The sequence below is a fragment of the Campylobacter sp. P0103 genome (genome assembly GCF_002139545.1).
GTDB classification, from domain to species: domain Bacteria; phylum Campylobacterota; class Campylobacteria; order Campylobacterales; family Campylobacteraceae; genus Campylobacter; species Campylobacter devanensis.
In genome coordinates, this window is the sequence record NZ_MJKG01000002.1 from 23,222 (window position 1) to 48,048 (window position 24,827).

Below are 24,827 nucleotides of genomic sequence, written 5' to 3' on the forward strand. Positions count from 1 at the left end.
AGCAAAATTTAAGCCAAAATTCAAGAAAATTTAAACAATTTTTAATAATTCTTTATTATTTTTGCACCTACAGTAGCATTTTTAATAATTTGAGTTTTGGAAATTTTCATATAAAAACTATTTAGACTTGGGTAGTTTTCTTTGAATTTAATGGAAAAATACTCTAGTGCATCCTCTATTTTATAAAATTTTTGCTCTTTAAATTCACTTTGTGTAACTTCACAGACCTTAGCATAATCTATAAATTCATCAGCGCTAAATTCCATATCAATACAAACTCTTTGAGCTTCGACTCGTTCAAAATCTAAAAGACCAATTATTGTATCAAACTCAAGGCTATCAACAAAAACACTAATCAAATAACCTTGCCCTCAGAACCACTTAATAGGCGTTTAATATTTGGCATATGCTTATAAACTACGATGAATGCAATAATTAAAATTGGCGCATGCGTGTTAATTTCAGGTATATCATAGTGGAATATAAATGATGATACAACCATTGCAAGAAGCGCTATAAGTGAAGCTAAACTAGAAATCTTAAGCACTTTACCAGCAATAAACCATACAATAACAGCAATAATCAACTCAAATGGTAAAAAACACGCCAAAACACCAGCTCCAGTAGCAATTCCCTTACCACCTTCAAACATCAAATATGGTGAAAAACAATGACCTACAACAGCTAAAACTCCCATCGCCCAAAGAGTAGCTATGTCAAGTTCAAATATAAATTTACCAACCAAAATAGGTATTACACCCTTAAGCGCATCAAACACAACAGTTAAAATAGCAAGTTTTTTAGCAAGCGAAGGATTGCTTTGTTTAATTACTCTTAACACATTTGTAGCACCAATACTCTTACTGCCACTTTTTTTAATATTTATTCCACCAAAAAGTAAGCCAAAAAGTAAACCAAAAGGCACTGCGCCAATTAAATAAGCAACTAAATAGGCTATTAAATTCTCATTCATATCAACTACTTTCCACCAAAATAAAGAAGCGCTGAACCCCAAGTAAATCCACCGCCAAAAGCATCAAGTAATACCAATGAGCCATTTTTAAGTCTGCCGCTTTCATAGGCATCATTCATCGCCATAGGAATAGATGCTGAGCTAGTATTACCATACTTTTGCACAGTTACAACACATTGAGAATCACTAAAATTTAATCTTTGTTTTACGGCCTCTATAATTCTTAAATTTGCTTGATGCGGGATAAAAAGATCTATATTATCTGATGGAATTTGGTTTTTCTCTAAAATATTAACCACATCTTTTGTTAGAGTATTTACGGCGATTTTAAAAACATCGTTACCAGACATTTTCATAAAATTTAGTCGATTTTCTATAGTATCCTTATTTGCAGGATTTACAATAGCGCAACCCGGAGTTATTAATAGCTCACCTTTGCTTCCATCGCTTGAAGTATGTACATCTAAAATTGGATTGTTATCTCTTGCGCTAACTACGGCTGCACCTGCTCCATCACCAAAAAGCACACAAATACTACGATCACTCCAGTCCATAATCGCACTAGTTTTCTCAGCTCCAATAATTAAAATATTTCTCTTAGCACTGCTTTCAATCATAGATTTAGCTAACTCTAAAAGATAGATAAATCCTGTACAAGCCGCACTAATATCAAAGGCTGTTACATCTTTTAGGCCTAGTTTATTTGCGATCACGCAAGCAGTTGAAGGCATGCAAAAATAGTCTGGTGTAATAGTAGCACATATTACAGCATCGATATCACTCTTATCTAATCCTGAGCGCTCCAAAGCTTGCAAAGCCGCCCTATAACCTAAGTCGCTTGTAAATTCATCCTTAGCGATACGACGCTCTTTAATTCCAGTACGCTTAGTTATCCATTCATCGCTAGTATCAACTATCTTTTCTAAATCATAATTTGTAAGAATATCTTTAGGAGCATAAGCACCAATTGAAATTAACGAAGCTTTAGTCATTTTGCAAACTTTGTAAGCTCATTTGAAATAACCTCATTTATGTTAGATTCTGAGAATTTAAGAGCTTGGAATATTGCATTTTTAATAGCTTTTGAACTTGATTTACCATGGCTGATGATTACACAATCTTTTACACCAAGAAGTGGTGCGCCACCATATTCATCATAATCAATCTGGTTCTTAAGTCCTCTAAATACACTCTTCATCAAAATCGCACCTAAAATTGCAAGTGGTGATTTTTTAACACTTTGTTTGATAATTTTAGTAATTGCACTAGCAACACCTTCGCTGGTTTTTAATAAAATATTACCAACAAATCCATCGCAGATGATAACATCAACACTTCCATCAAAAATTTGATTACCCTCTACATTTCCGATGAAACTATCGAGTTTTTTAAGCATTTCAAATGCATCTTTTGTAATTTCATTACCTTTGCAATCCTCTTCACCGTTGCTAAGTAGACCAATTCTAGGATTATCAATCCTCATAATCTCTTTAGCATAAGCATAGCCCATAATAGCAAATTCAAATAAATTTTCTACCTTACAATCAACATTTGCACCAACATCTAAGACCAATGTTTTTTGATTAGCCTGTGTTGTAGGCATTAAAGTAGCAATTGCTGGCCTACTAATACCCTTTACTCGTCCAAGACGTAAAGTTGCTAAACTCATACTAGCACCACTATGACCGGCTGATACTACTGCTTTACAATCTCCACTACGAACCAGCTCGACAGCTTTAAATATCGTACTTTCTTTACATTTTAGCGCATCAGTAGCACTCTCATCCATAGCAAACACTTCGCTAGATTGAACAAAAGTAATAAATTTAGAGTATTTATGTGGAATAAGGGATTTTAGCTTACTCTCATCACCGACTAAATAAGCTTGAAACTCTCTTTGTTTTAAAGCTTCAATAACTCCAGCTATAATTGGCTCAGCACCAAAATCCCCGCCCATAGCGTCAATTGCTATTTTAATCATCGTTTATATTAGTACTCGCCAGTTGTTCTATTTACACGGTGAGGCATTTTCCAGCTGCCGTCTTTATCTTTTACCGGCATTGGTAATGTAACTTTATAGTGGGTTCTACGCTTTGCAGCTCTTGTATGACTCACTCTACGCTTAGGTACTGCCATTTTACTCTCCTTCTAAAATTTTACACTTATCACAATAAAAATAATCGCTTTTAAAGGCCTCTAACTCACCAATTAAGATCTCATCTGTATCTATTATACCACCAAAAAATTCTATGGTATTGCTTAGCTCATTATCACTATCTTTATAGATACCATCGCTTAAAATTAGATTTAATTCTTCATCTAGGCTTAAAACTATATCAGTGCCACAACTATCACAAATATGCTCTAATTCACCGATTAATCTACCGCTGCACTTGGCTAAATTTAGAGTAGTTTTTTTAATACTACCGCTAAATTTAACTCCATCAATACTACTTTCAAAATTAACTGGTGTAGTAGTTAGCTTATCAAAGCGAATTTTCAATTAAATAACCTTAGCAGATCTCTCTACTAGCAAAGAAAAATGCAATCTCAATTTTAGCATTTTCTAAACTATCGCTACCATGGACTGCGTTTGCATCAATGCTCTCAGCGAAATCAGCTCTAATAGTTCCTGGCGCAGCTTCTTTAGGATTTGTAGCGCCCATTAATTCTCTATTTTTAAGCACTGCATTTTGACCTTCAAGCACCATTACTACCACTGGGCCACTAGTCATAAATTCGACTAAATCATTGTAAAATGGCCTACTAGCATGTACCTCATAAAATTTTTTAGCATCTTCAACGCTTAATTGTACTTTTTTAGCTGCTGCGATTCTAAGCCCATTGCTTTCGAATCTATCGATAATTTTACCGATTACGCCCTTTTTTGTCGCATCTGGTTTAATTATTGATAGAGTTTGTTCCATATCGATCTCCTATTAATCAGGTTTTAAAAATCGTGATTATATCAAAACTAAGCTTAAAAAAATAGTAATCTTTTTTAATTATAGTTAGATTAAGCTACTACAGGGTTTCTACCATCTCTTAAATTGGCACCAATATCGTCTCTGCTTGGCTGACCTTCTACTATATCACTCCATACAATACATCCATCAGTTGGACAGGCGTTAGCACAGGCTGGTTCATCATTATGACCTACGCATTCAACACATTTATCAGCATAAACATAATAAGTATCTTCACCAGTTGGATTATCTACGTCATCCACAATTGCGCCAACTGGACACTCATCAATACAAGAACCGCAACTAATGCATATATCAGTAATTTTTACTGCCATTTTATACTCCTTAAATTAAATTTAACCCGTAGGTTATCAAATTTAAACTTATATATAACTTAATATAAAATGATAATGATTTTTATTTAAGCTCACTAAGTATATCTAAAACTGATTTTTGAAGCGCTTTATCTTTAACATCAATCTTAAAATATATTTTAGCAATTTTTAAATCACTATTTATAATATTTACACTATCACCAAATGATGTTATACGCATTCTTTTAGTATCTACACCGTTGTTTGCCAGCATTGCAAACACACTATAAGCACGCTCGATTCCTAGCCTATAATCAGCAGCATAATCGCCAAAATCATCAGCATAACCTCTAATATCCACAGCTACAGAAGCTGGAATTTTATTTATAATCATAGATAGAATATTGATAAAGTTTATTACATCTGGATTATAAATTTTTGAACTTTGATGATCAAATTTAATGTTTGCTGGTAAATCAATCGCCACTTGATTTTCTGCTTGATCTAGTGTAACTTTATATCTTTCATTATTTACATTTACATTTGTTGGCGCATCATTTTGTACTTGCATTGTAATACTAGGACTATCAAATTCCTTATCACTTCTTGATGGTTTTTTAGTATCTTTTAATGAGTGAGTATCAGGAAAATCAAAAATCTTTATAAATTCAGTCTTTAATGCCTCTATTTTGGCTTTATTGATTGCTGAAATCGCATAAAGTGCAATAAAAAGTGCCAAAAGCAAAGAGAGAAAATCCGCATATGGAACAGCCCATTTCTCACCTGCTGGACACTCTTGTGCTTTTTTCTTCTTTGCCATATTCTACCTTAGTTAAATTGTGAATTTCTTGGTTCATTTTTATCTAGGAAGTTAAATAATTTTGCTTCCAAGCTTCTTGGATTTGCTCCTTCAGCAATACCGATTAACGCTTCTAGGATCATCTCTTTTTCTTTTATGATGTCTTTTGCATTGTTTAGCATTTTATTACCCCACGGAGCAAAAATAGCATACGAACCCATAATACCAGTAACAGTCGCTGTAAATGCCGAAGCAATACCAGCAGCCATCGCAGCAGGATTATCAAGTAGTTGTAATGCAAGCATAAGACCCATAACCGCCCCAACTAGTCCAAATGTCGGACAGCTCTCACCAGTTCTAATCCAATAATGCGCACACTCGTGATAATATTCTTCAGTTGTCTGAATAGATAACTCTAGATGCTCTTTGACTTCATTTATAGGTTGACCATCAACTAACATATTAAGCCCGGTTTGCAAAAATTCATCTTCAACCGCCATAGCCTTTTGTTCTAAAGACAAAATTCCATTTTTTCTAGCTAGCGTACTATACTCTACTAGCTCTGTAATCCTGGCACTCATATCTACACCAGAGCCTTTAAATACAATCTTTAGCTCTTGAAAAGTAGCCTTGATATATTTTTTGTTTGTAGCAGTCATAGATGAGAACATCGCTGTAGGTATAACAATGAGTACAGAACTAAGATGCAAAACATGCAAAGGATTACCACCTTCTAAAATATCTCCAACCGAGATACTTGCGATGGAAAAAACCATCCCTAAAATAGTAGAAATATCCATAAAGACCCCATTTTAAAAATTACTTAATTATTACATAATTTAACAAAAATTTAACTGAATTTTACCAAATTACTTTAGATTAGCCCAATTTTTTGCTATATTATAGTTCACAACCAATGGAACATTTAAATTTACAACACTGCTCATAACATTAGCCACTTGTGCTCCAAACTCCTGTGCCATATCATCACTAACTTCAAAAATCAACTCATCATGAATTTGAAGCAACATCTTTGCATCGCCTAACATTGGGCGAATTTTAAGCATTGCAAGCTTAATAATATCTGCAGCACTGCCTTGAAATTTGCTATTTACTGCTTCTCTTTCATACATTGCAACCTGCATAGCTGAGGCATTAGAAAAATCAAAATACCTACGCCTACTAAGTAAAGTCTCTACAAATCCATCTCTTTTGGCACTATCTTTTATACTTTGAAGATAATCTTGAACGCTACTAAATGCATTAAAATATCTAGTAATATACTCTTTAGCTGCCTTTTTGTCAATATCTAAATTAGCACTAAGTTTATTCACTCCCATACCATATATTAATCCAAAATTTATAGATTTTGCAATTGCTCTATTTTGCTCATTTGACTCACCAAAGATATTTATAGCTGATTGAGCATGAATATCTTTACCACTTTTAAATGCCTCTACAAGTGCTACATCCTTACTAAAATGCGCTAGCAATCTAAGCTCAATTTGGGAGTAATCAAGACTTAAAAGACTATAACCATCTTTTGCTTCAAATACTGCTCTAAACGGCTTAGCATAACTTCCACGAGCTGGGATATTTTGCAAATTTGGATTTTTGCTAGCTAACCTACCAGTTGCTGTACCAGTATGAATAAAACTGGTATAAACCCTGCTATCAACATCCTTTTGGGCTAAATTTAAAATCGGCTCACAATATGTACTTTGTAGCTTATAAAGCTCTCTATACTCTAAGATTTTAGCGACACATGGATGAAGCTCTACTAACTCACTAAGCACACTCTCATCGGTGCTATAACCAGTTTTTGTCTTTTTTTTGCTAGGAAGCTTTAGTTCATCAAACAGCACTTCACCTAACTGTTTAGTAGAGTTTATATTAAATTTTATTCCACATAGCTCATAAATTTGAACCTTTAAGCTCTCTAACTGGATATTATTTTTATCAATTAATTCCCTAAGCTTAGATTGATTTACTTTAATTCCATTATCTTCCATATCAAGTAAAGTTAATATAAAATCAAATTCAATCTCTTTTGCAATTTTTAGCATATTAGGCTCAAGTTTCTTACAAAAACTGTTATAAAATCTAAGCGTTATCCACGCATCTTCAGCTGCATATTTTGCTGCGCTCTCTAGTTCTACACTAGCAAAGGTTTCACCCTTTTTTACAATGCTTTCAAATTTAATCGTATCATAATCATAAAGTTTTTTAGCTAGCGCATCCATTCCTACACTTGTACTTGGATTATCTAGCCATGCCATTATCATCGTATCAGCATAATTTTTCGGTGGTTTTATGCCAAAATTATTTAGTATAATTTTAAAATCATATTTTAAATTCTGCCCAATTACAAAAGCTGAAAAAATCTGCTCAATTGCCCAAGCTGCCACTTTATAGCTAACCATATTAGGTACACCAAGATAGCTATGATTTATAGGAACATAGTAACTCTTTTGTTCATTAAAACAAAAGCTAAATCCTACAATTTTAGCTTCTCTAGCCTCTATGCTAGTTGTTTCAGTATCAAAAGCAATTAGCGTATCACTACTAATACCCCCTAAAATCCTTTCTAGCTCATACTCATCAGTAATCAAAACCGGCTCAAAACTTAGCTCCTTTACTGGCTCATCACTTCTAAGATTAGCTAAAAGGCGATTTAATGAGTACTCTTTTAGAATATCTTGTATATTTATAAGTGGATTGTGTTGAGGAAATTTGGCATTTTGTAAATCAGGTGTTTTAAGCCCATCATATAAACTTGCGAGTCTCTTAGATATAAAAGCACTCTCTTTGCCCTCAAAAAGCAAATTTTTAGTTCGCTCATTTCTGACTTGATTTAAATTCTCATACAAATTCTCAATAGTTCCAAACTCATCTAAGAGCTTTTTAGCTCCTTTATCTCCAATACCCTTAACACCTGGGATATTATCGGCACTATCACCAGTTAATGCTAAAAAATCTCTAACCTGCTCAGGATATATGCCATATTTTTCATAACAACCATCCCTATCATATAACTCCTTTTTAGCCGGACTATAAATGCTTACTCTATCATTGATTAACTGATATAGATCCTTATCATGAGTAACTACTTTAATTAATAAATCATCTTGTGGATTATTTTTTATAAAACTTGCAATAATATCATCAGCCTCATATCCTTCAACTCTTAGGCTACATAAGCCCATTCTCTCAATCATATCAATACATATTGGAAGCTGTTCTTTTAGCTCCTTTGGAGCTTCTGAGCGATTAGCTTTATAATTTGGATCTATATCATTTCTAAAAGTTTTACCTCCGCTATCAAGAGCAAAAACAATATAATCACTATGAAATTCTTGCTTTAAATTTGCTATAAAATTAGCAAATCCATGTATCATTCCGCTTGGTTTGCCATCTTTATTTTTCAAACCACTCATAGCATAATATAGACGAAAAAAGAATCCAAAAGTATCAATTATTGTTAGAGTTTTCACGCTTTCTCCTAAATTTATCACAAATCTTACAAAGGCCGAATTTTTTAGCCATATTTCTAAGTCCTATAAATATAAAAGCCCCTATATAAATTCCGCCAAAATCCTCTATAAATCCAATTAAAATTCCCCAAAAATCTATCCCTTCAGGCCTTGTAAATGCTAAATATAAACTAAACATAAAAGCACAAGCTAAAAATATATACTTTTTACGCTCTTGCAAATCATAAAAAAATCCAAGAATAAATCCAGGTAACGCACATATAATTGCACGCGCTAAACATATCATTAAAATTACTATAACTTCCATAATCTATATCAAAATCTTACTAGCAACGCCGATAATGGCACTATTTGAACGAAGTATATATGGAGAATTTAGAGCAAATTTAATTCTTATTTTATCTCTTTCATTTTGACTAAATCCACCTTCTGGCCCGATAAAAAGCATCTCTTTGCCCTCATATCCAGATAAACTCGCCCCACCAAAATCAATAAGCGCTAAATCGCTTTTATAAGCTAAAAGCTCATCAATACTATTAAAAACCACAATCTCCATAATAGAATTCCTACCGCACTGCTGAGAACTACTAATTAAAATCCGCTCTAATCGCTCTAAATTTATCTTAATATTTCGCTGAGAAAACTCACAATATACTAAATTTAAACGCCCTACACCAAGCTCGTTTAGACTTGGCAAGCTCTTTTCTATTACGCTAGGATCAACTACCGCCCACGCTAGCTCAAATTTATGCTCTACAAAAGGGATTAATGATTTAAACACTAATTCCAAGCTAGCTCGCCTTCTATCCATACTAATAATCTCATAAATATAGCTATATCCATCTTTTAAATTTCTTATATCTACTCTTTTACCTTGAGTCAATCTAAGAGCTTTTAAATGGCTAAAGCTATCGCCATCAATATCTATATTCTCGCTTCCAGCACCAGCATGATATATAAATTTCATAATACAATTCCAATAAATGTCCCAAATCCAACAATAGCTATTTCACAAAATATTTTTATAGCCATAAATGTCTTAAATTTACCAAATTCCTTATTAACCCTTACTGCTTTTAACCGCTTAAACCCAATCGCACCAAGCGGAATTAATCCTATCCAGCATACAATCATTACCCAAATCGATAAACTCATACTAAAGTGTAAAATAGCCAAATTTAGCATTCCAGTAAAAAATATAAATGCCATAAAAACATAATAAGTCGGTAAGAAAAGCATAAGTCTTTTAATATAACCAAATTTAGCTGTATCACCGATAAACACAAGCCCTAGATGAACTACAAGCAAAGCTAAAAGTATCTTTATAAACCCAAGGTGCAAGCTAGCACTAAGCGCATATGTCTCAATCATTCTGCTACCGGCATTGGAGGGAAATCGCTATCAATTGTTGCATTACCATCACTTTTAGCAATTGGCACATCTGGTGGCGGAATTTCTATAGCGTCATTTTTATTAGTTTGTGATGCTTTATCCTCACAACCACAAAAGCTAACAATTAATAAAATTATCAAGGATAATTTTCTCATTAACACTCCTTTGGATTTATAAATTTATTGCCATTTTTAAGATGTTCGTAAAAATCAAAATCATTCCACTCATTTTTAATCTCATCGCTAAAGATTATCTCATCTAAATTTATAAGCCCCATTTTTGTGCTATATGCATCCTCTCTAAAACACTGTGCATAACCAGTAGCTGTTTCATGCACAATAATACTATAAAGCTCTACACCTTTTTCACCATTTTGCATAACACACTGACTAAGTAGCTTATCAATTAATACAAAAAATATACGGCTAAAATGTTCAGCACTTGGGTTATATGGAAGCTCTATCCAGCGTTTAGAATGCTTTTTCATATCATTTTTATACTCATCGCTATCTTTTGCATATAATGTGGTCGTGTGATCAAAACTATCAATAATCATTCTAATGTGCTGTTTCATAAGCCCAAAATCATACACCATTCCAGCAGCATCAAGATAATCAGACTTTAATAACACCTCACATCTATAGCTATGACCATGGATACTCTCCTTGCAACGCTTAGAACTACAAAATCTTACGATATGTGCATTTTCAAAATCATAAATTTTTCTAATTATCATACATTAAACTCCATTTAAATCATTCCAAATTCGAATATGCAATCTATCGCTATAATTAAATCCATTTTCTATACATAAATTTACTACATTTTTAGCGTTGTATTCTAGCTCATTTTGGTCTCTTGCTAAAGGCATACACCAAACCTCGCCATTTTGTAAAGCTAAAATTTCTTTAATTTCATCAATCTGCTCACCAGTAGTTACAAATTTATAAAAACAACTAGCATTGCTAAATAGTGATTTTAACGCTTTTTTATTAATTCTTTTATGGGCTGGTTCACCACTTAGGGCTAATTTTACACTTACAGCAAAAGTGCATTTTTTATATATTGGAAATTTAGCAAAATCAACATCAATTGTTCCATTTGTCTCAAACTGTACGCTAAATCCCACACTAATAGCATATTCAAGAAACTTAAGCAAATCACGGTCGCTATAATAGATAAGCGGCTCGCCACCAGTGATAATGATTAAAGGTTTATGTTTTAACCCAAGAAGTAAGCTAATTAAACGCTGAGAGTCAAATTTTTCATACTCAAAATGTGATGATTGTGCGGCTCTAATAGTATCACACCCTAATAACATCTCTCCAGTTTTTGGTGAGCGAAGAGAACAACCAAACCCAACACATTTAAGATTACATCCACCAAGACGGATAAAAAATGCATTTTTACCTTGAAATTTTCCCTCGCCCTGAATCGAACTAAAATACTCAACAATCTCAACCATATTATCCACCAGTTTGATAAAATGCCCTACTTGAGATCTCGCCTTTACCGTCATTTTCCCATTTATTCTTCTCAGGTTTTGCATCTAAGACAGCTTTTAAAATCTCTCTAGCTTTTGTATAATCTCTAGCTCTCATAGCTTCTTTTATGCTTTGACCATCTTCATAGTATAAACATGGAATTAAAAGCCCATCAGCACTTAGGCGTAAGCGGTTACAACTAGCACAAAAATCATGCTTATGTGGATCAATTATTCCAAATTTATACCCATCGCTGGTTACAAATAGGCTTGAAGGGCTGTTTGGGCTTTTTGTAATCTCTTTTATGCTATACTTTTTAGATAATATTTCTAAAATATCATCCTTTTTAAGTCCCTTTAAATCACTAGCAGCGTGGGTATTTTCCATAAATTCGATATAACGAATTTGAGCATTTTTGCTTTTTGCAAACTCTAAAAGTTCTATTAACTCTCCATCATTTACTCCACGCAAAGCAACAGTATTTAGCTTTATTACAAATCCTTCATTTACTGCCTCATCAATTCCAGCTAAAACATAGCTTAAAACTTCCTTTCTAGCTAGAAAATTGGCCTTTTTAGCATCTAAAGTATCAAGCGATATATTTAATCTTTTTAATCCAGCCTCCCTTAACTCTTTAGCTTTTTGCTTTAAATAATATCCATTTGTCGTCATCGCCAAATCAAGACCTGGCTTATAATCATTTATCATTTTAACAAATTTTTGAATATCTTTTCTTACTAGCGGCTCACCACCTGTGAGTCTAACCTTTTTTACTCCATTATCAAGGCAAATTTTAACAAATTCAAACATCTCTTCGTAGCTTAAGATATTATCCCTACCAATGTTATTAAATTGATTATCTTCTGGCATACAATATCTACATTTAAAATTACATAGCTCAGTTACAGAAATTCTTAAATAATCAATCACTCGACCAAATTTATCAACTAGCATTACATCTCTTTTTTAAATTTCAAAATCATCGTAACTTGTCCTACGCCTAGTTGAAGATCTTTAGCAATCATCTCAGGACTTTTTCCAGCCCTATACATCTCAACTACCTTGCTCTCATTGCTTACTTCAAAACTTGGCGGTGTAATTTTGCTTATACTTTTAGTTCGTTCTTCAAGGTTGTATAATCTATCTAATTGATCATCTTTTATCTCATTTACAGATTGTTCTATTATGCGAACATTTTCTATTATTGGAGCGATTTTATGACTTAATCCTTCGCTAATTTTAATATCAATTTGATGCTCTATCTGACTCATATCAACTGGATTTTGTAGCACTGGTGGCGGAGTTTGTGCTAATTCTGTTAGTTGTTTTTTGAGCTGATAATTCTCTTTTATTAGACCCTCTATTGCCAATTCAAATTTAGCAAATTTTAGATTTACTTGCTTATCTCTTAGCCAAAATATCGCTCCAAACACACCTAATAATAGCACAAAGGCTACATAAAGTAATAACTCATTGCTCACTATTTTTAACCTTCCTTATCTCTAATCTCTCGCTCTCAGCTACAAAAGCGTTCCACTCACGCTCATTACCTCTTGAAATTTTTAAAATCTTAGCACACTTTGGCGTAATTGCTTTAAAATATACCATAACTTCACGCTTGATAAATAATGGCAAATTTACCCTAGCAAAATAACTAGTCCCAATTTCTAAACAATCTTTATCAAATTCAAATCCCTCATATCCGATTTTACTAGTAACAAGGCAAAATTTAAGTGGCTTTGGTGGAGTGTGCTGATTTTTAATGATATTTGATAACTCTTCTACTTTTTTATATAGTTCAACTAAAAGCTTTATAGTTAGCGGATCGCTATTCTCACCTTCACCCCTAGCCATCTCGATGCTTAGCCACTCATCGATATTGCTCCTACTTTGATTAAACTCACTCTCGTGCGCCCCATCCATATCAGGTTCAAACTCAATCTCAACCCTACTACTAATCAATCTAAAATCTACCATAAACTCACCAATACAAAGATAAAAAATATAATCCCTAAATAGCCATTTAAAGTAAAAAATGCTCTATCGATCTTACTAAAATCTCGTCTAACAATTCTATGTTCAAAATATAAAATAATTCCACTAACTGCTACACCTATAAATCCTATTATTCCAAGCTTTGCACTAATAGCAAAAAGTAGCCAAAAAAGTATTGTAAGAAAATGAAAAAGAGCGCAAATAAACATCGAAGCCTGCGCCCCATAAATACTAGGAATACTAAATAATCCCATTTTTTTATCATAATCCATATCTTGCAAAGAGTATAAAATATCAAATCCGGCCACCCAAAAGACAACCCCACAAGATAACAAAATTACCCACAAAGGTATATCAGCAAGCACTGCAATAGCCCCAGCAATTGGTGAGAGCCCAAGACATATCCCAAGAACTACATGTGCAAGGCTAGAAAATCTTTTAAAGTACGAATATGCTCCTAGAATTGCTAAAATCGGAAAGCTTAACCAAAATGCAAGTGAATTTATAAAATATGCTACAACTACAAAAATTAATGCGTTTAGCCAAATAAAGATTAATAAATTTTTACTGCCAATTCTACCATCTACACTTGGACGAGAAGCGCAACGTGGATTATCTTTGTCAATATCTCTATCTAGATAACGATTTGCTCCCATAGCAAAATTTCTGGCACTAACTGCACAAAATAACCCCAAGATCAACAATTCAAAACCAAACCAAACCGAACCATTTGCACTTTTTGAAGCCACAATCATCGCTACAAAGATAAATGGCAAGGCAAAAACAGAATGTTTAAATACAATTAATTCATTAATATCTTTTAAAATTTGTATAAATTTCGCCATATTTTTCCTTTAAGTTATTATTTTAGCAAAATTTATCTAAATTTTGATTGATAAATAGCTATTTTAAGCAATTTAAGGTGATGGTTTAGATAAAATACACAAAAATAAAGAGTGTAAAATGTTTTATGAATTTGCAATTATTGGCACTACTGCAAGTGGAAAAAGCGACTTAGCTATTAAGGTTGCAAGAGAGCTTGATGGAGTGATTTTAAGTCTTGATTCATTATGCATATATAAAGAAATTAATATCGCTAGTGCTAAGCCAAGTAGCGATGAATTAGCTCTTGTTAAGCATTTTGGAATTGATATAGCTAGTCCTAATGATGAGTTTTGCGTAGGGGATTTTATCGCTGAATATAAGCAAGCTTTAGCATATGCAAAAAATCTAGATATTCCATTAATAATTACTGGTGGAAGTGGGTTTTATCTAAAAGCTATGCTAAGTGGTCTAGCGCCTAAAACAAAGCCAATCAAAATAGATATAAGTGATGATGAAATTTGGAATTTAGCAGTAAAAATTGATAGCGAATTTTGCTCTAAATTTAGCAAAAATGATAAATTTCGCCTACACAAATGGTATCAAATTTACACCCAAACTAGTGCCATTCCATCGCAATGGCTACGAGATAACACAAGTCAACCGGTGATTAAAAACTTACCAATTTTTGAATTAGTTTGGGATAAAATAGAACTAATAGAACGCATAAAAATCCGCACCAAAAATATGCTACAAAATGGCCTAATAGATGAGGCTGAGTATCTATTTAAACACTATAATAACTCTTTAAAACCGCTTAATTCCATTGGTCTAAAAGAGTGTAAAGAGTATTTAAATGGCAAGATTAATCTAAATGAACTAGAAAATCTAATAATTATTCATACCACTCAGCTAGCTAAACGTCAAAGAACATTTAATAAAGGCTTTGATAGTATAAAACTTGATGGAAAAAATCTAGATTTAAGTGTGGTTTTAACTCAAATCAAATCGCTAAATTCCATCAACTAATAACTTTTGCTCAGCGCAAAGCCCACGCCACTGGCTATCACCTGCAATCTCTAAGCATTCATTTATATATTTAGCTGCTTCTTTTAAATTATTTTGCGAAATTTCAATTTGAGCTATTTCGTGCAAGGCTCTAGCACGGTTATGCGGTTTTAAATTTAGCGCAAAAAGCTCCTCAAGCTCATTTTTTGCCTCTTGAAGTTTTGACCTTGCAACTAAACTATCTATATATATAAAATTTGCTTCTGGGCTAAATGTATTGATATTTAGCTTTTTTTGTAAATTTAACACTTTTATAGCATAATCTACTGCGATTTGATTTCCTTGTTGATTAGCATAATGCATAGCAGTATCATAAGCCTCAATCAACATCAAATCAATACCTCTTTTCCCATCTAAGGTTTTAAGCGCAGATATAGCCTCATCAAATCTATTAAGCTTTAAAAGTGAATAAAATCTATATATAATCGCCTCACTTGGATCACTATATGGCACTTTGCTAGCTAGCTCAACAGCCTTAAAGCTAGTATCGATAGCATTAGTATAACGAGTAATTTTATAATTTATTTTAGTAAAATTATTTAACCAAACAACACGATTATTTAAATTTGGCTCATTAAGATGTTGTTCGGCCAAATTATATGCTTGAGTATAGCGCCTCATTCTATCATAGCAGTTAAATAATTTTAGTTTATCAGAAATTTTATCTTCTAATCCATATTCATCTATTAAAGCTATAAGATCTATACAATCTGAGTTTTGATTGCGGTCATTGGCTAAATTTAATGCTGCAGCATTCATTACATCAGCAACCTTACTCTCATTTAAATCAGCTATAAGACCACGCAATTTTAAAATATCGCCATATTTTTTCTCTTTAAAGCTTAAATCAACTTCAGCCTTAAGAGCCATTTTAGCTAAATCTTGTCCAGGATAACGCTCTAGCAAATCAGCATAGTGAGCGTGTTTTTCTTCGCTGCTTGTATTTGGCAAATCAAAAAATAGAGCATCTATAGCTTTATCTATTTCACTAGTAAATTCATTATCAGGATACTCTTTTTTATATCTTTTTAAATATTCATGAGCGCTCACAGGGTCGCTTCCACGAACTAGTGTAGTACTTAAGCGACGAAGGCTAATTTCATAATGTCCATCATGTAAAGTTGAATCTTCAAATATCACTCTATAAAGCTTGGAGGCTGTATCAAATAGACCATTAGCACGTAATTCATCAGCAACCTCTATACTATAATCTTTATTATCTAAAATATATTTTGAATTTGCCGTAACAACTCTATCGATATAATGCGCTGCTTCAGTAAATCTTTGCTGCGAAAGATAAATTTTAACTAGCTTTAGCGAGGCTTCACTAGCAATATCTGGATCATTTGAGCTATATAAAACATCTTCATAAAATCTCATTCCATCGCCTAGTTTGCCTTGGGCTACTAAATAATCAGCATAACCCATAATTGCTCGCTTGGTCCATTGATCTTCACTATATTCAGTCATTAACATATCTAGTATATACTCTGCATCTTCACGCAAATCGCTATTTAAATGTGCCATCATATTGATGTATAAAACCTCAGGATAATTTCTATCAGAACCATTAAATCTCATCCATAATTTGGCTGAATCTATAATAGTTTGATTAATTTTTTGAGTAGATTGATACTCTGCTTCTTGGATTACTAGCTTATCCATAGCACGAATTTGATATAGCAAAAACTCTCCTAAGAATATACTATCTGGGTGCATATTCATCGCTTTTTGACTCTCAAAAATAACCTCTCTATAACCTTTACGCTCATAGCTCTTTTTAATCGAGAGATATATACCCATATCGCCATTTTCGTTATAAGTAATTGGTTCTTTATTTAAATCTAAAGCACCTACGCTTGGATGTATTAAATTTGGATATTTTATAGGAAAATTTATCCCATTAATATAGCTAGTATCTAATTCATTAAGGTGTTTATTTATATTAATAGTAAAATGTTTTGAATGGCTATCTTTATCAGCTTTAGCATTATGCGAATCAAATAGTTTATTACTTGCATTAAAGATTCTAGAGGCCATTTTGGGCTGAATAACCACTGTAAATCCATCGCTTACAGGATGGAAACTAATTCTAGCAAATGGTAGATCTTGATTTTTTAAATTCTTTTCAAATTTAGCAAAAACCTTACAACTATATACTTTATTCTCTTCATTATTGCGTTCTTCGCAAATTATCTCCTTATCATCTTGAAGATGGATTATATAGTATGAATCACTATGATACTTACCAGCATTTATACTTAATGTAAAAGCATGCAAACTAACACAAAAAAATAGGAAAAAAATTACACATCTCATATGCTTATTATATCACAAGTAAATTGAGCCTAAGCTTGAACGAGGGCTAATTTTTAGCTCTTTTGATTGAGTAAATTTATTTTTTTTAAATTTTGCCAATCCAGCTCTTGCTATCATAGCAGCATTATCACTACAAAATTCCATTGGTGCTACTAGTAAATTTATATCAAATTTATCACACAACTTAAGAAGCATACTGCGTAGATATATATTTGCGCTTGCTCCGCCTACTACGCCTAGATTTTTAAATTTATATTCTATACAAATCCTATTAAGCTTATCTATAATATGTTCACATGCAGCCCTTTCAAATCCAGCTGCGATATCGGCAAAATCAATATCTTGGCTGTTATTTGCTACACTCTTTTCTATTTCTAATCTAACTTGATTTTTAAGCCCTGAAAAGCTATATTCTAATCTTTTATCACCCTTTAATGGAATAGTAAATTTATATCTATGACTATTTGATTGTTTAGCTAAATTCTCAATTGCCACTCCGCCAGGATAACCTAGTCCCATCATTTTAGCAACCTTATCAAAACTCTCGCCAAAGCTATCATCGCTAGTCGAAGCTAGTGTGGTAATATCTCCATTTTCATCAACATATAAAATCATAGTATGACCGCCACTAACTAATAAAACACCAAGAGGCAGCTGTTCAGATTCTTCTAAAAATAGCGAAAAAATATGTCCTACTAGGTGGTTTACCTCAATTAATGGTAAATTTAATCCAATAGCAAGTGCTTTTGCTACACTTACTCCACCAACAAGACTTACACTAAGACCGGGTTGATTTGTTACTGCAATTGCTTTAATATCCTTAAAATATGGCTGAATCTCTTTAATCAAATTTGGTAATGCTGCAGTATGAAGTCTTGCAGCTAGCTCAGGCACAACACCGCCATATTTGCTATGTTCTAATTCTTGGCTAATTTTTTTATGATATTTTAGCTCTAAATCTAAACCCAAAAGTGCTACTGAACTATCATCACAACTACTCTCAATCCCTAAAATCACTTTACAAACTCCACCAAAATCATACCAATAAATTTATCTTTTGAGTCTGTCTCTTCATAAAATTCAACCCTATAAATTGACTCATCTTTATCCATAGAAAAGCGTGATTTTATCATATCTTTACTAATTTTTATACCGCTTTCATCTACTGGGGTTGTGCCATAGCCTATTATATTAGTTCTCACCCCATCTCTTTTGATTATCTCAAAGCTATTTTTAACACTGATTTTTTGTCCTAAAATTACAAATTTAGGCTCTCCTTCATCTATGCGAATTTCAATTTCATTAATCAAATTTGAATACTCAAAAAACTCCGGCGTAAATCTTGTTACAATCTTATTGCCATAATGGATATTATATTCATCTTTATTTTTAGTAAGAGCAACTAAAGCATTATCACAATCAAACTCTAGCTCGCCATCATTTGAAAGCGGAATATAACCTAAGCGAGATTTTGGCGAATAAAACATAAACTTTCCGCACACTAAAACAGATAAATCCTCATCAAGCGCCTTTTTAACGCCTTGCGGTGTTAGCTCAAATTTACGCTTAAATTCGATCCCAGCTAGCTTTAAATACTCTTCTACTGCAATTAAGTGATAATAAACTCTCTCGTGCACCGGCAAGGTTTTACTCGCTTCATTTGCATATGCTGCCTTACCATTTTTTATCGCAAAATATGAAAGGCTCTTTAACATCTCTTTATCACCTTTGGCTGTATGCGTGTTGCGTAAATGGTACTTATGCTTTGGATCTAAAAGGTGCTTATTTAACTCTTTTACTACCTTATTTGCAGTAGCTTCTAAATCGCCATATATAGCATCTGGCAGAGTTGCTTGGTCAATAATAGCAATATTTCCCCAGCGATTTGGATTCATCATTTTATTTATATATTTTGGACGATAAAAACCACTTCCATCGTGCAAATTTATAAGCATAGTAATATTAGGTTGTAAAACCAAAGATTTAATCTGTTCTACTATATCTTTTTCAGGGTCTTTATCTGAAAGTATATCAAATTTGCGATTCATATCTCCATTTATGCCACGAGATTTTTTAATAATGCTTGGCATATTTAAATTTGGCACTACATATAGCGATCCTGATGTAATCTCATATCCACGAGCTAATAAATTAGCAGACATAAATCCACCTGGTTCATCGCCTTGAATTCCGCCAGTTACAAGTACAGTATTGTTATTATCAATGCCAAGTTTTATTAAAGAAAACTCGCCATAAGCATAACTAGCAAATATAACAATAGTTAAAAATGCAATAATTTTACGCAATATAATTCCTTTAATTTCTCATATTTTAATAATTTTTTGTTAAAAATTGATAAAATTTAACTAATATATCTATGTTTTATATACTCTCTTACTTTTTGATTTATCTCGATTACAGACTCTAAGCTATCTAGTTTAAAACTACCAAATTTATCCAAAGCATCAAAAATCGCATCACTAATAGAGATAAAATTCACTCTTTTACCCAAAAATCCAGCCACAATCTCATCATTAGCAGCATTGATAATAGCGCCGATTTGTGGATTTTGTAATAATTCATCTTTTAAGCTAAATGCCTTGTATCTATCTAAATTAATTGGCTCAAGGGTGATATTTTGTAACAACTTAATATCTAAATTTTCAATCACTCTTTGCTCGCCAAGGCCTATGGCGTGGGCTATAGCAAGTCTCATATCAGGCTTTGATATGTGAGCCGTGCTAGATCCATCTTGGAATTCAATCAATGCGTGAATTAGGGATTTTCTCTCTATATAAGCGTCTATATTTTGGCAACCATATAGCCAAAACGCCTCCACAATCTCAAATAGCTTATTTACCATCGTAGCACTATCAATGGTAATCTTAGCTCCCATACTCCAATTTGGGTGTTTTAGAGCATCTTCTACGCTAGCACCTGCTAATGCCGAAATCTCACGATTATAGAAGGCTCCACCGCTAGCTGTGATTATCAATCTATGAATTTTTGGGCGATCCTTTAACATAAATTTAAGCCCAAAATGCTCACTATCAATTGGCGTAATCTTTGAACAATCCAAGAATTGCCCACCAGCTACAAGACTCTCTTTATTTGCCAAAGCCAGATCAAATCCCAACTTTAAAGCCATCACACTAGGCACTAATCCATCAAATCCTACAAAAGCATTTATAAGTTTTGAGCCATGACTTTGTTCATCACAGGCTTTTAAGAATTTCTCTATTCCATCTTTTTTACTAAAGACAAATTTGTGATTGATTTGAGATTTTAGGCTATCATCATCTATATATACTAATTTTGGGGCAAATTCTTCTATCTGTGAATTTAAGGTCGCCACACTACTTTTACACGCTAAAGCATCTATCTGTAAGCCATTTTCCCTAGCTAAGTTTAAAGCATTTAGCCCTATGCTCCCACTACTGCCAAGTACTATCATATAAGCACCATATACATAGCTAAAACACCAAACAAATATCCATCCATTCTATCTAAAATTCCACCTTGTTCGCCAAGTATCACGCCACTATCTTTTACCCCAGCCAAACGCTTTAAATAACTCTCAAATAGATCTCCAAATATCCCAAAAATTACCACACTAACTGAACATAAAATAACAATTAAAAAGTCTATATCCATCAAAAATAACCCAGCAGCCACACCAAATACAGACCCAATCACAAATCCGCCTACAACACCTTCAAGAGTCTTATTTGGGCTTGAAGCACTAAAATTTCTTTTGCCAAAAAATTTTCCTATAAAATAGGCCCCACTATCACTAGCCACCACGCTAAAAATAAGCCAAAATAGTGCTGCAATTCCATAACTTTGATAAATTGCAAAGAGCATAAACATTGGTGCAGTTGGATATATAAATGGCAAAATTATCTTTAAATTCTCATTTTTAGTATATGCTAAAACACTAGCTACTACAATCAAATTTAGAAGTATTATCTTAAAAATATCTTGAATTCCACCAATAAAAGGTAGTAGTGTAAAAAACGCCACTGCAATCACTGCAAGCGACTTTTCCTTAAGTCCATAAAGCTTTAGACTCTCTAGCACAGCAATAGCCAAAAGTATGCCAAAAATAGCAAAATTTAGCCAAAAAATATCTAGCACCACAACTGCCAAAAACGCCGCAAACAAAGCGACCCCAACAAAAATTCTCTTTTTCATAAACAATCCTTAAAAGCTGTGATTTTACCCAAATTTAGCTAAAATTTAACCAAATTTAGTTGATGAATTTGGCTACTGTTTGACGTTTATTATATGTATCAAAATATTTTATCTCAACCTTTCCAGCCCTATTTGGTAGCTTACATTGCAAAGCCCACTGCCTTACTACTCTATCTAGTAAACTGCTAACTCCATCAATGCGACAGCTCTCTATCCTCTCTCCATCAAAACTTACTATAACATTACTTGTGCCAGCTCCATAAATATATGCCCCAAGCATTCCACGCTTAGCTACTACAATGTCTATTTTGCTAATATCTCCAGCTTGTAATGCTATACAAAAAAGCGCTAAAAATATATATCTCATATTACACCACTATATCTAATCTTTTAAACTCAATCCCATCCATTTCATCAAATTCGCCATCACTACTCTCATCAAGCTCAAATTCATCACTTTCTTTATCATTGTGCTTTGGCTTGTGATTTTGCCCATTTAAATCCTCTTTTTGCGTCTGTTTTTCATGCTCATTTTCTGGATCAATTCTGTAGCTCTCCTCAGTTGGGCGAGTTTCTTCGATCTCTTTTTTCTTTTCAGTTGACGCTGCAGCATTCATTGCCATTTGCATATCTAACTTAGATTGAAAATCGCTTTGCACTGATGCTGCAACTGGAGCATTTTGATTTACATATACCATACTTGCTACTGGACCTATTGCCATGATTTTACCTTTTATTTTTATATATTCTACCAAATAGATCGGCAAAATTTGTAAATATTTGCAAATTTAACGCTCAAAATTAATAAAAAAATGTTAATATTAAAGCCATTACTTATAAAAGGAAAAATATGAAAATAGTATGTTTAGATGCTGATACATTAGGTAATGATGTAGATTTAGATGCTGTATTTGGCAAATTTGGTGAGTTTGTTAGCTATAATATGACTGAGGCTAATCAAACAGTTCAAAGACTTCAAAATGCAGATATAGTATTAACAAATAAAGTATTAATTACAAAAGATGTTATTGCTCAAACAAATTTAAAATTAATCTGCGTAACTGCAACAGGGGTAAATAATATCGATTTAGAAGCTGCAAAAGAGGCTAATATTCCAGTTAAAAATGTGGCTGGCTACTCTACAAATAGCGTAGCTCAACAAACTTTTGCCAATATTTTAGCTCTTAGAAATAGTACAAGCTACTATGAAAACTATGGCAAAAATAGCGATGGTTGGGCAAAAAGTCCAATATTTGTAAATTTAGATAGACCAATTTTCGAACTTAGCGGTAAAAGATTTTGCGTAGTTGGTCTTGGCACAATCGGTCTTGAAATAGCTAAAATCGCTCAAGCTTTTGGTTGCGATGTTTGCTACTATTCAACAAGTGGAAACAACTCAAATAGCAAATTTAAAAGAGTAAGCTTTAAAGAGGCTTTACAGTGCGATATAATAAGCATTCACGCTCCATTAAATGAAAATACAAAAAATCTATTTGATGCTAATGCCCTAAACCAGCTAAAAGATGGCGCAATGCTTGTAAATAGCGGTCGTGGCGGTATAATAGATGAAGAAAAAATCGCCCAAATTATAGATGAGCGTGAAATTTATTTTGTTACTGATGTGCTTGAAAAAGAGCCAATTAGAGCCGATCATCCTTTATTAAAAGTAAAAAATAAAGATAGATTAATGATTACTCCACATATTGCGTGGGCAAGTGTAGAAGCTAGAAGAAAATTAATCGAGCTAAGTGCTAAAAATATAGAAGATTTCATAAAGGGGTAAAAATGGCTGATGAACATAGCTTTGATATAAGTGCAAGTGTCGATATGATGGAGGTCAAAAACGCTCTAGAAGTAGCTAAAAAAGAGGTTGCAAATAGGTTTGATTTTAAAGGGTTAAAGGCTGAAATTGAGCTAAATGAAAAAGATAAAACCATTACTCTTTTAAGCTCTAGCGACTCTAAAATAGATGCGCTAAAAGATATAGTAATAAGCAAATTAATCAAACGAGAAATACCACCAGTTGCACTTAGCGAAAAAAGCAGAGAAAACGCAAGTGGCGGTAATACAAAATGCATACTAAAACTAAATGATACCCTTGATAGCGATAATGCTAAAAAAATTACAAAAGCGATAAAAGAGGCTAAAATCAAGGTAAATGCATCAATTAGAGGTGATGAAGTAAGAGTAGTAAGCAAGTCAATTGATGAGCTTCAAAATACAATAAAGCTAGTAAAAGGTTTAAATTTAGAACTACCACTAAGCTTTAAAAATCTAAAATAAAGAGGTTAAAATGAAATTTAAAAAATTTATCACAGCATTTTTACTTTTACTAGCAGTGGGGGCAAATGCTATCACTGAAGGCAAAGAGTATATCAAACTACCTTCTCATGCGCAGTTTAAAGATGCTCAAAATAGCGTTATAGAGATCTTTAGCTATGGATGTATTCACTGCTATAATCACTTTAGGGCTGGAACACTAAAGTTTATATCTGAAATCCTGCCAGATCTTAAATATGATGAGTGGCAAGTGCGTCAAATGGGCGAATTTGGTTTTGTGATGAGCGAGGTTTTAGGCTATGCTAAGAGCATAGATGAGAAAAATGGAATAAATAGTCTAAGTGCAAAATCGAATTTTCATCAAGTATTAAAAGGCTTTTTTGAAGATGCTTTTGTAAATAAAAAAACATATAAAAACGGCGAAGAATTCTACCAAAGAGCTGTAAGCATTTTAAAAGCAAATGGGGTGAAAAATGCTAGCATACAATCTATCTTAGATTACGCAGATTCAAATGAGGGTAAAGAGTATGCTAAATTAACTAACCAAGCTTTAGAGGTAGCTAAAATTAGCGGTACTCCTGGATTTATAGTAAATGGTAAATACCTTATCAATATTGAACACATAAATAGCCAAGAAGAACTAGTAGAAGTAATATCTGAGCTTATAAAATTAAAATAAAGTTAAATTTAATATTTAATTTAAAATATCTGCTATAATTTGCGATTT

32 protein-coding genes are annotated in these 24,827 nt (G+C 33.0%); 4 read left to right on the forward strand and 28 right to left on the reverse strand.

Translation table 11 applies throughout. The annotated features are described in order from the left end of the window. Window positions 1-41 precede the first annotated feature (41 nt). The 21 genes from CIGNP103_RS02790 to mqnP form a co-directional block, all read right to left on the reverse strand. A complete protein-coding gene (locus CIGNP103_RS02790) occupies window positions 42-359 on the reverse strand; it encodes a dihydroneopterin aldolase (protein WP_086227228.1) in 318 nt (105 codons plus the stop codon). Beyond that, window positions 356-973 carry a glycerol-3-phosphate 1-O-acyltransferase PlsY gene (gene plsY, locus CIGNP103_RS02795; protein WP_086229424.1) on the reverse strand — a complete coding sequence of 206 codons (618 nt, stop codon included), beginning with the start codon at window positions 971-973 and terminating at the stop codon, window positions 356-358. The genes CIGNP103_RS02790 and plsY overlap by 4 nt, the downstream gene beginning before the upstream one ends. Window positions 974-978: 5 nt before the next feature. Beyond that, entirely contained in the window at window positions 979-1,965 is a 987-nt protein-coding gene (locus CIGNP103_RS02800; RefSeq protein WP_086268543.1) for a beta-ketoacyl-ACP synthase III, read from the reverse strand. Then, a complete protein-coding gene (gene plsX, locus CIGNP103_RS02805) occupies window positions 1,962-2,954 on the reverse strand; it encodes a phosphate acyltransferase PlsX (protein WP_086268544.1) in 993 nt (330 codons plus the stop codon). Before plsX ends, CIGNP103_RS02800 begins: the two co-directional genes overlap by 4 nt. A gap of 8 nt (window positions 2,955-2,962) precedes the next feature. After that, window positions 2,963-3,109 (reverse strand): 50S ribosomal protein L32, encoded by a 147-nt coding sequence (gene rpmF, locus CIGNP103_RS02810; RefSeq protein WP_086225358.1) that lies wholly within the window; start codon window positions 3,107-3,109, stop codon window positions 2,963-2,965. A gap of 1 nt (window position 3,110) precedes the next feature. Next, on the reverse strand, window positions 3,111-3,476 hold the full coding sequence (locus CIGNP103_RS02815) for a hypothetical protein (RefSeq protein ID WP_086225357.1): 366 nt from the start codon (window positions 3,474-3,476) through the stop codon (window positions 3,111-3,113). 10 nt (window positions 3,477-3,486) lie between these two features. Next, window positions 3,487-3,900: a nucleoside-diphosphate kinase gene (gene ndk, locus CIGNP103_RS02820; protein WP_086227234.1), complete on the reverse strand. Its 414-nt coding sequence runs from the start codon at window positions 3,898-3,900 to the stop codon at window positions 3,487-3,489. An 89-nt stretch (window positions 3,901-3,989) separates the two neighbouring features. Beyond that, window positions 3,990-4,274, reverse strand: coding sequence for a 4Fe-4S dicluster domain-containing protein (locus CIGNP103_RS02825; RefSeq protein WP_086241499.1), 285 nt, complete (start codon window positions 4,272-4,274; stop codon window positions 3,990-3,992). 82 nt (window positions 4,275-4,356) lie between these two features. Further along, window positions 4,357-5,073 carry a flagellar motor protein MotB gene (gene motB / locus CIGNP103_RS02830; RefSeq protein ID WP_086228289.1) on the reverse strand — a complete coding sequence of 239 codons (717 nt, stop codon included), beginning with the start codon at window positions 5,071-5,073 and terminating at the stop codon, window positions 4,357-4,359. 8 nt (window positions 5,074-5,081) lie between these two features. After that, on the reverse strand, window positions 5,082-5,852 hold the full coding sequence (gene motA / locus CIGNP103_RS02835) for a flagellar motor stator protein MotA (protein ID WP_086241497.1): 771 nt from the start codon (window positions 5,850-5,852) through the stop codon (window positions 5,082-5,084). Between the two features lie 69 nt (window positions 5,853-5,921). After that, window positions 5,922-8,546: a DNA polymerase I gene (polA, locus tag CIGNP103_RS02840; protein WP_086268545.1), complete on the reverse strand. Its 2,625-nt coding sequence runs from the start codon at window positions 8,544-8,546 to the stop codon at window positions 5,922-5,924. Beyond that, window positions 8,524-8,832, reverse strand: a complete 309-nt coding sequence (locus CIGNP103_RS02845) for an MFS transporter (RefSeq protein ID WP_141082227.1) — start codon at window positions 8,830-8,832, stop codon at window positions 8,524-8,526. Before CIGNP103_RS02845 ends, polA begins: the two co-directional genes overlap by 23 nt. Window positions 8,833-8,856: 24 nt before the next feature. Next, window positions 8,857-9,513: a 16S rRNA (uracil(1498)-N(3))-methyltransferase gene (locus CIGNP103_RS02850; protein WP_086268547.1), complete on the reverse strand. Its 657-nt coding sequence runs from the start codon at window positions 9,511-9,513 to the stop codon at window positions 8,857-8,859. Beyond that, a complete protein-coding gene (locus CIGNP103_RS02855; RefSeq protein WP_086268548.1) occupies window positions 9,510-9,917 on the reverse strand; it encodes a hypothetical protein in 408 nt (135 codons plus the stop codon). The genes CIGNP103_RS02850 and CIGNP103_RS02855 overlap by 4 nt, the downstream gene beginning before the upstream one ends. After that, entirely contained in the window at window positions 9,914-10,093 is a 180-nt protein-coding gene (locus CIGNP103_RS02860; RefSeq protein WP_086225348.1) for a hypothetical protein, read from the reverse strand. Before CIGNP103_RS02860 ends, CIGNP103_RS02855 begins: the two co-directional genes overlap by 4 nt. Continuing rightward, a complete protein-coding gene (locus CIGNP103_RS02865; RefSeq protein WP_086268549.1) occupies window positions 10,093-10,674 on the reverse strand; it encodes a 6-pyruvoyl trahydropterin synthase family protein in 582 nt (193 codons plus the stop codon). Before CIGNP103_RS02865 ends, CIGNP103_RS02860 begins: the two co-directional genes overlap by 1 nt. Window positions 10,675-10,677: 3 nt before the next feature. After that, on the reverse strand, window positions 10,678-11,403 hold the full coding sequence (locus tag CIGNP103_RS02870) for a 7-carboxy-7-deazaguanine synthase QueE (RefSeq protein WP_086225434.1): 726 nt from the start codon (window positions 11,401-11,403) through the stop codon (window positions 10,678-10,680). Between the two features lies 1 nt (window position 11,404). Continuing rightward, window positions 11,405-12,376 (reverse strand): GTP 3',8-cyclase MoaA, encoded by a 972-nt coding sequence (gene moaA / locus CIGNP103_RS02875; RefSeq protein ID WP_086268550.1) that lies wholly within the window; start codon window positions 12,374-12,376, stop codon window positions 11,405-11,407. Further along, the gene (locus CIGNP103_RS02880; protein ID WP_086227240.1) at window positions 12,376-12,903 is read right to left on the reverse strand and encodes a DUF6115 domain-containing protein; all 528 of its coding nucleotides are present in this window, start codon (window positions 12,901-12,903) and stop codon (window positions 12,376-12,378) included. The genes moaA and CIGNP103_RS02880 overlap by 1 nt, the downstream gene beginning before the upstream one ends. After that, window positions 12,893-13,399, reverse strand: coding sequence for a hypothetical protein (locus tag CIGNP103_RS02885; protein ID WP_086268551.1), 507 nt, complete (start codon window positions 13,397-13,399; stop codon window positions 12,893-12,895). Before CIGNP103_RS02885 ends, CIGNP103_RS02880 begins: the two co-directional genes overlap by 11 nt. Beyond that, window positions 13,393-14,262 (reverse strand): menaquinone biosynthesis prenyltransferase MqnP, encoded by an 870-nt coding sequence (gene mqnP / locus CIGNP103_RS02890; RefSeq protein WP_086268552.1) that lies wholly within the window; start codon window positions 14,260-14,262, stop codon window positions 13,393-13,395. Before mqnP ends, CIGNP103_RS02885 begins: the two co-directional genes overlap by 7 nt. A gap of 118 nt (window positions 14,263-14,380) precedes the next feature. Between mqnP and miaA the strand changes: the two genes are divergently transcribed. Then, window positions 14,381-15,268 carry a tRNA (adenosine(37)-N6)-dimethylallyltransferase MiaA gene (miaA, locus tag CIGNP103_RS02895; RefSeq protein ID WP_086268553.1) on the forward strand — a complete coding sequence of 296 codons (888 nt, stop codon included), beginning with the start codon at window positions 14,381-14,383 and terminating at the stop codon, window positions 15,266-15,268. Here the strand turns inward: miaA and CIGNP103_RS02900 are convergent. The 7 genes from CIGNP103_RS02900 to CIGNP103_RS02930 form a co-directional block, all read right to left on the reverse strand. Then, a complete protein-coding gene (locus CIGNP103_RS02900; protein ID WP_086268554.1) occupies window positions 15,251-17,626 on the reverse strand; it encodes a tetratricopeptide repeat protein in 2,376 nt (791 codons plus the stop codon). The genes miaA and CIGNP103_RS02900 overlap by 18 nt on opposite strands. Before the next feature lie 12 nt (window positions 17,627-17,638). Beyond that, a complete protein-coding gene (gene tsaD, locus CIGNP103_RS02905) occupies window positions 17,639-18,643 on the reverse strand; it encodes a tRNA (adenosine(37)-N6)-threonylcarbamoyltransferase complex transferase subunit TsaD (protein ID WP_086268555.1) in 1,005 nt (334 codons plus the stop codon). Next, a complete protein-coding gene (locus CIGNP103_RS02910; protein WP_086268636.1) occupies window positions 18,640-19,923 on the reverse strand; it encodes a M99 family carboxypeptidase catalytic domain-containing protein in 1,284 nt (427 codons plus the stop codon). The genes tsaD and CIGNP103_RS02910 overlap by 4 nt, the downstream gene beginning before the upstream one ends. 65 nt (window positions 19,924-19,988) lie before the next feature. Further along, the gene (gene dxr / locus CIGNP103_RS02915) at window positions 19,989-21,080 is read right to left on the reverse strand and encodes a 1-deoxy-D-xylulose-5-phosphate reductoisomerase (protein ID WP_086268556.1); all 1,092 of its coding nucleotides are present in this window, start codon (window positions 21,078-21,080) and stop codon (window positions 19,989-19,991) included. Then, complete coding sequence (locus CIGNP103_RS02920) at window positions 21,077-21,820, reverse strand: phosphatidate cytidylyltransferase (protein WP_086268557.1); 744 nt, start codon at window positions 21,818-21,820, stop codon at window positions 21,077-21,079. Before CIGNP103_RS02920 ends, dxr begins: the two co-directional genes overlap by 4 nt. A 55-nt stretch (window positions 21,821-21,875) precedes the next feature. Continuing rightward, window positions 21,876-22,187 (reverse strand): hypothetical protein, encoded by a 312-nt coding sequence (locus CIGNP103_RS02925; protein WP_086225337.1) that lies wholly within the window; start codon window positions 22,185-22,187, stop codon window positions 21,876-21,878. A gap of 1 nt (window position 22,188) precedes the next feature. Continuing rightward, window positions 22,189-22,542, reverse strand: a complete 354-nt coding sequence (locus CIGNP103_RS02930; RefSeq protein ID WP_086225336.1) for a hypothetical protein — start codon at window positions 22,540-22,542, stop codon at window positions 22,189-22,191. Window positions 22,543-22,670: 128 nt separating this feature from the next. On the opposite strand from CIGNP103_RS02930, the gene CIGNP103_RS02935 reads away from it, so the two are divergent. Genes CIGNP103_RS02935 through CIGNP103_RS02945 form a run of 3 tightly spaced genes read left to right on the forward strand, consistent with a single transcriptional unit; the run spans window position 22,671 to window position 24,779 of the window. Next, the gene (locus CIGNP103_RS02935; protein ID WP_086225335.1) at window positions 22,671-23,603 is read left to right on the forward strand and encodes a D-2-hydroxyacid dehydrogenase; all 933 of its coding nucleotides are present in this window, start codon (window positions 22,671-22,673) and stop codon (window positions 23,601-23,603) included. Window positions 23,604-23,605: 2 nt separating this feature from the next. Beyond that, complete coding sequence (locus CIGNP103_RS02940) at window positions 23,606-24,103, forward strand: YajQ family cyclic di-GMP-binding protein (RefSeq protein WP_086229409.1); 498 nt, start codon at window positions 23,606-23,608, stop codon at window positions 24,101-24,103. A gap of 10 nt (window positions 24,104-24,113) precedes the next feature. Next, window positions 24,114-24,779 carry a disulfide isomerase gene (locus CIGNP103_RS02945; protein ID WP_086241486.1) on the forward strand — a complete coding sequence of 222 codons (666 nt, stop codon included), beginning with the start codon at window positions 24,114-24,116 and terminating at the stop codon, window positions 24,777-24,779. The last annotated feature ends 48 nt before the right edge of the window (window positions 24,780-24,827 follow it).

Coding starts and splice junctions, on each gene's coding strand:
- plsY (WP_086229424.1), bottom strand. CDS start 973: ATGAATGAGAATTTAATAGCCTATTTAGTTGCTTATTTAATTGGCGCA.
- CIGNP103_RS02945 (WP_086241486.1), top strand. CDS start 24,114: ATGAAATTTAAAAAATTTATCACAGCATTTTTACTTTTACTAGCAGTG.
- CIGNP103_RS02940 (WP_086229409.1), top strand. CDS start 23,606: ATGGCTGATGAACATAGCTTTGATATAAGTGCAAGTGTCGATATGATG.
- miaA (WP_086268553.1), top strand. CDS start 14,381: ATGTTTTATGAATTTGCAATTATTGGCACTACTGCAAGTGGAAAAAGC.
- dxr (WP_086268556.1), bottom strand. CDS start 21,080: ATGATAGTACTTGGCAGTAGTGGGAGCATAGGGCTAAATGCTTTAAAC.
- motA (WP_086241497.1), bottom strand. CDS start 5,852: ATGGATATTTCTACTATTTTAGGGATGGTTTTTTCCATCGCAAGTATC.
- CIGNP103_RS02935 (WP_086225335.1), top strand. CDS start 22,671: ATGAAAATAGTATGTTTAGATGCTGATACATTAGGTAATGATGTAGAT.
- CIGNP103_RS02930 (WP_086225336.1), bottom strand. CDS start 22,542: ATGGCAATAGGTCCAGTAGCAAGTATGGTATATGTAAATCAAAATGCT.
- CIGNP103_RS02865 (WP_086268549.1), bottom strand. CDS start 10,674: ATGATAATTAGAAAAATTTATGATTTTGAAAATGCACATATCGTAAGA.
- CIGNP103_RS02845 (WP_141082227.1), bottom strand. CDS start 8,832: ATGATATGTTTAGCGCGTGCAATTATATGTGCGTTACCTGGATTTATT.
- CIGNP103_RS02825 (WP_086241499.1), bottom strand. CDS start 4,274: ATGGCAGTAAAAATTACTGATATATGCATTAGTTGCGGTTCTTGTATT.
- ndk (WP_086227234.1), bottom strand. CDS start 3,900: ATGGAACAAACTCTATCAATAATTAAACCAGATGCGACAAAAAAGGGC.
- CIGNP103_RS02900 (WP_086268554.1), bottom strand. CDS start 17,626: ATGAGATGTGTAATTTTTTTCCTATTTTTTTGTGTTAGTTTGCATGCT.
- moaA (WP_086268550.1), bottom strand. CDS start 12,376: ATGCTAGTTGATAAATTTGGTCGAGTGATTGATTATTTAAGAATTTCT.
- motB (WP_086228289.1), bottom strand. CDS start 5,073: ATGGCAAAGAAGAAAAAAGCACAAGAGTGTCCAGCAGGTGAGAAATGG.
- CIGNP103_RS02870 (WP_086225434.1), bottom strand. CDS start 11,403: ATGGTTGAGATTGTTGAGTATTTTAGTTCGATTCAGGGCGAGGGAAAA.
- CIGNP103_RS02800 (WP_086268543.1), bottom strand. CDS start 1,965: ATGACTAAAGCTTCGTTAATTTCAATTGGTGCTTATGCTCCTAAAGAT.
- CIGNP103_RS02925 (WP_086225337.1), bottom strand. CDS start 22,187: ATGAGATATATATTTTTAGCGCTTTTTTGTATAGCATTACAAGCTGGA.
- CIGNP103_RS02850 (WP_086268547.1), bottom strand. CDS start 9,513: ATGAAATTTATATATCATGCTGGTGCTGGAAGCGAGAATATAGATATT.
- CIGNP103_RS02855 (WP_086268548.1), bottom strand. CDS start 9,917: ATGATTGAGACATATGCGCTTAGTGCTAGCTTGCACCTTGGGTTTATA.
- CIGNP103_RS02920 (WP_086268557.1), bottom strand. CDS start 21,820: ATGAAAAAGAGAATTTTTGTTGGGGTCGCTTTGTTTGCGGCGTTTTTG.
- CIGNP103_RS02860 (WP_086225348.1), bottom strand. CDS start 10,093: ATGAGAAAATTATCCTTGATAATTTTATTAATTGTTAGCTTTTGTGGT.
- plsX (WP_086268544.1), bottom strand. CDS start 2,954: ATGATTAAAATAGCAATTGACGCTATGGGCGGGGATTTTGGTGCTGAG.
- mqnP (WP_086268552.1), bottom strand. CDS start 14,262: ATGGCGAAATTTATACAAATTTTAAAAGATATTAATGAATTAATTGTA.
- CIGNP103_RS02885 (WP_086268551.1), bottom strand. CDS start 13,399: ATGGTAGATTTTAGATTGATTAGTAGTAGGGTTGAGATTGAGTTTGAA.
- rpmF (WP_086225358.1), bottom strand. CDS start 3,109: ATGGCAGTACCTAAGCGTAGAGTGAGTCATACAAGAGCTGCAAAGCGT.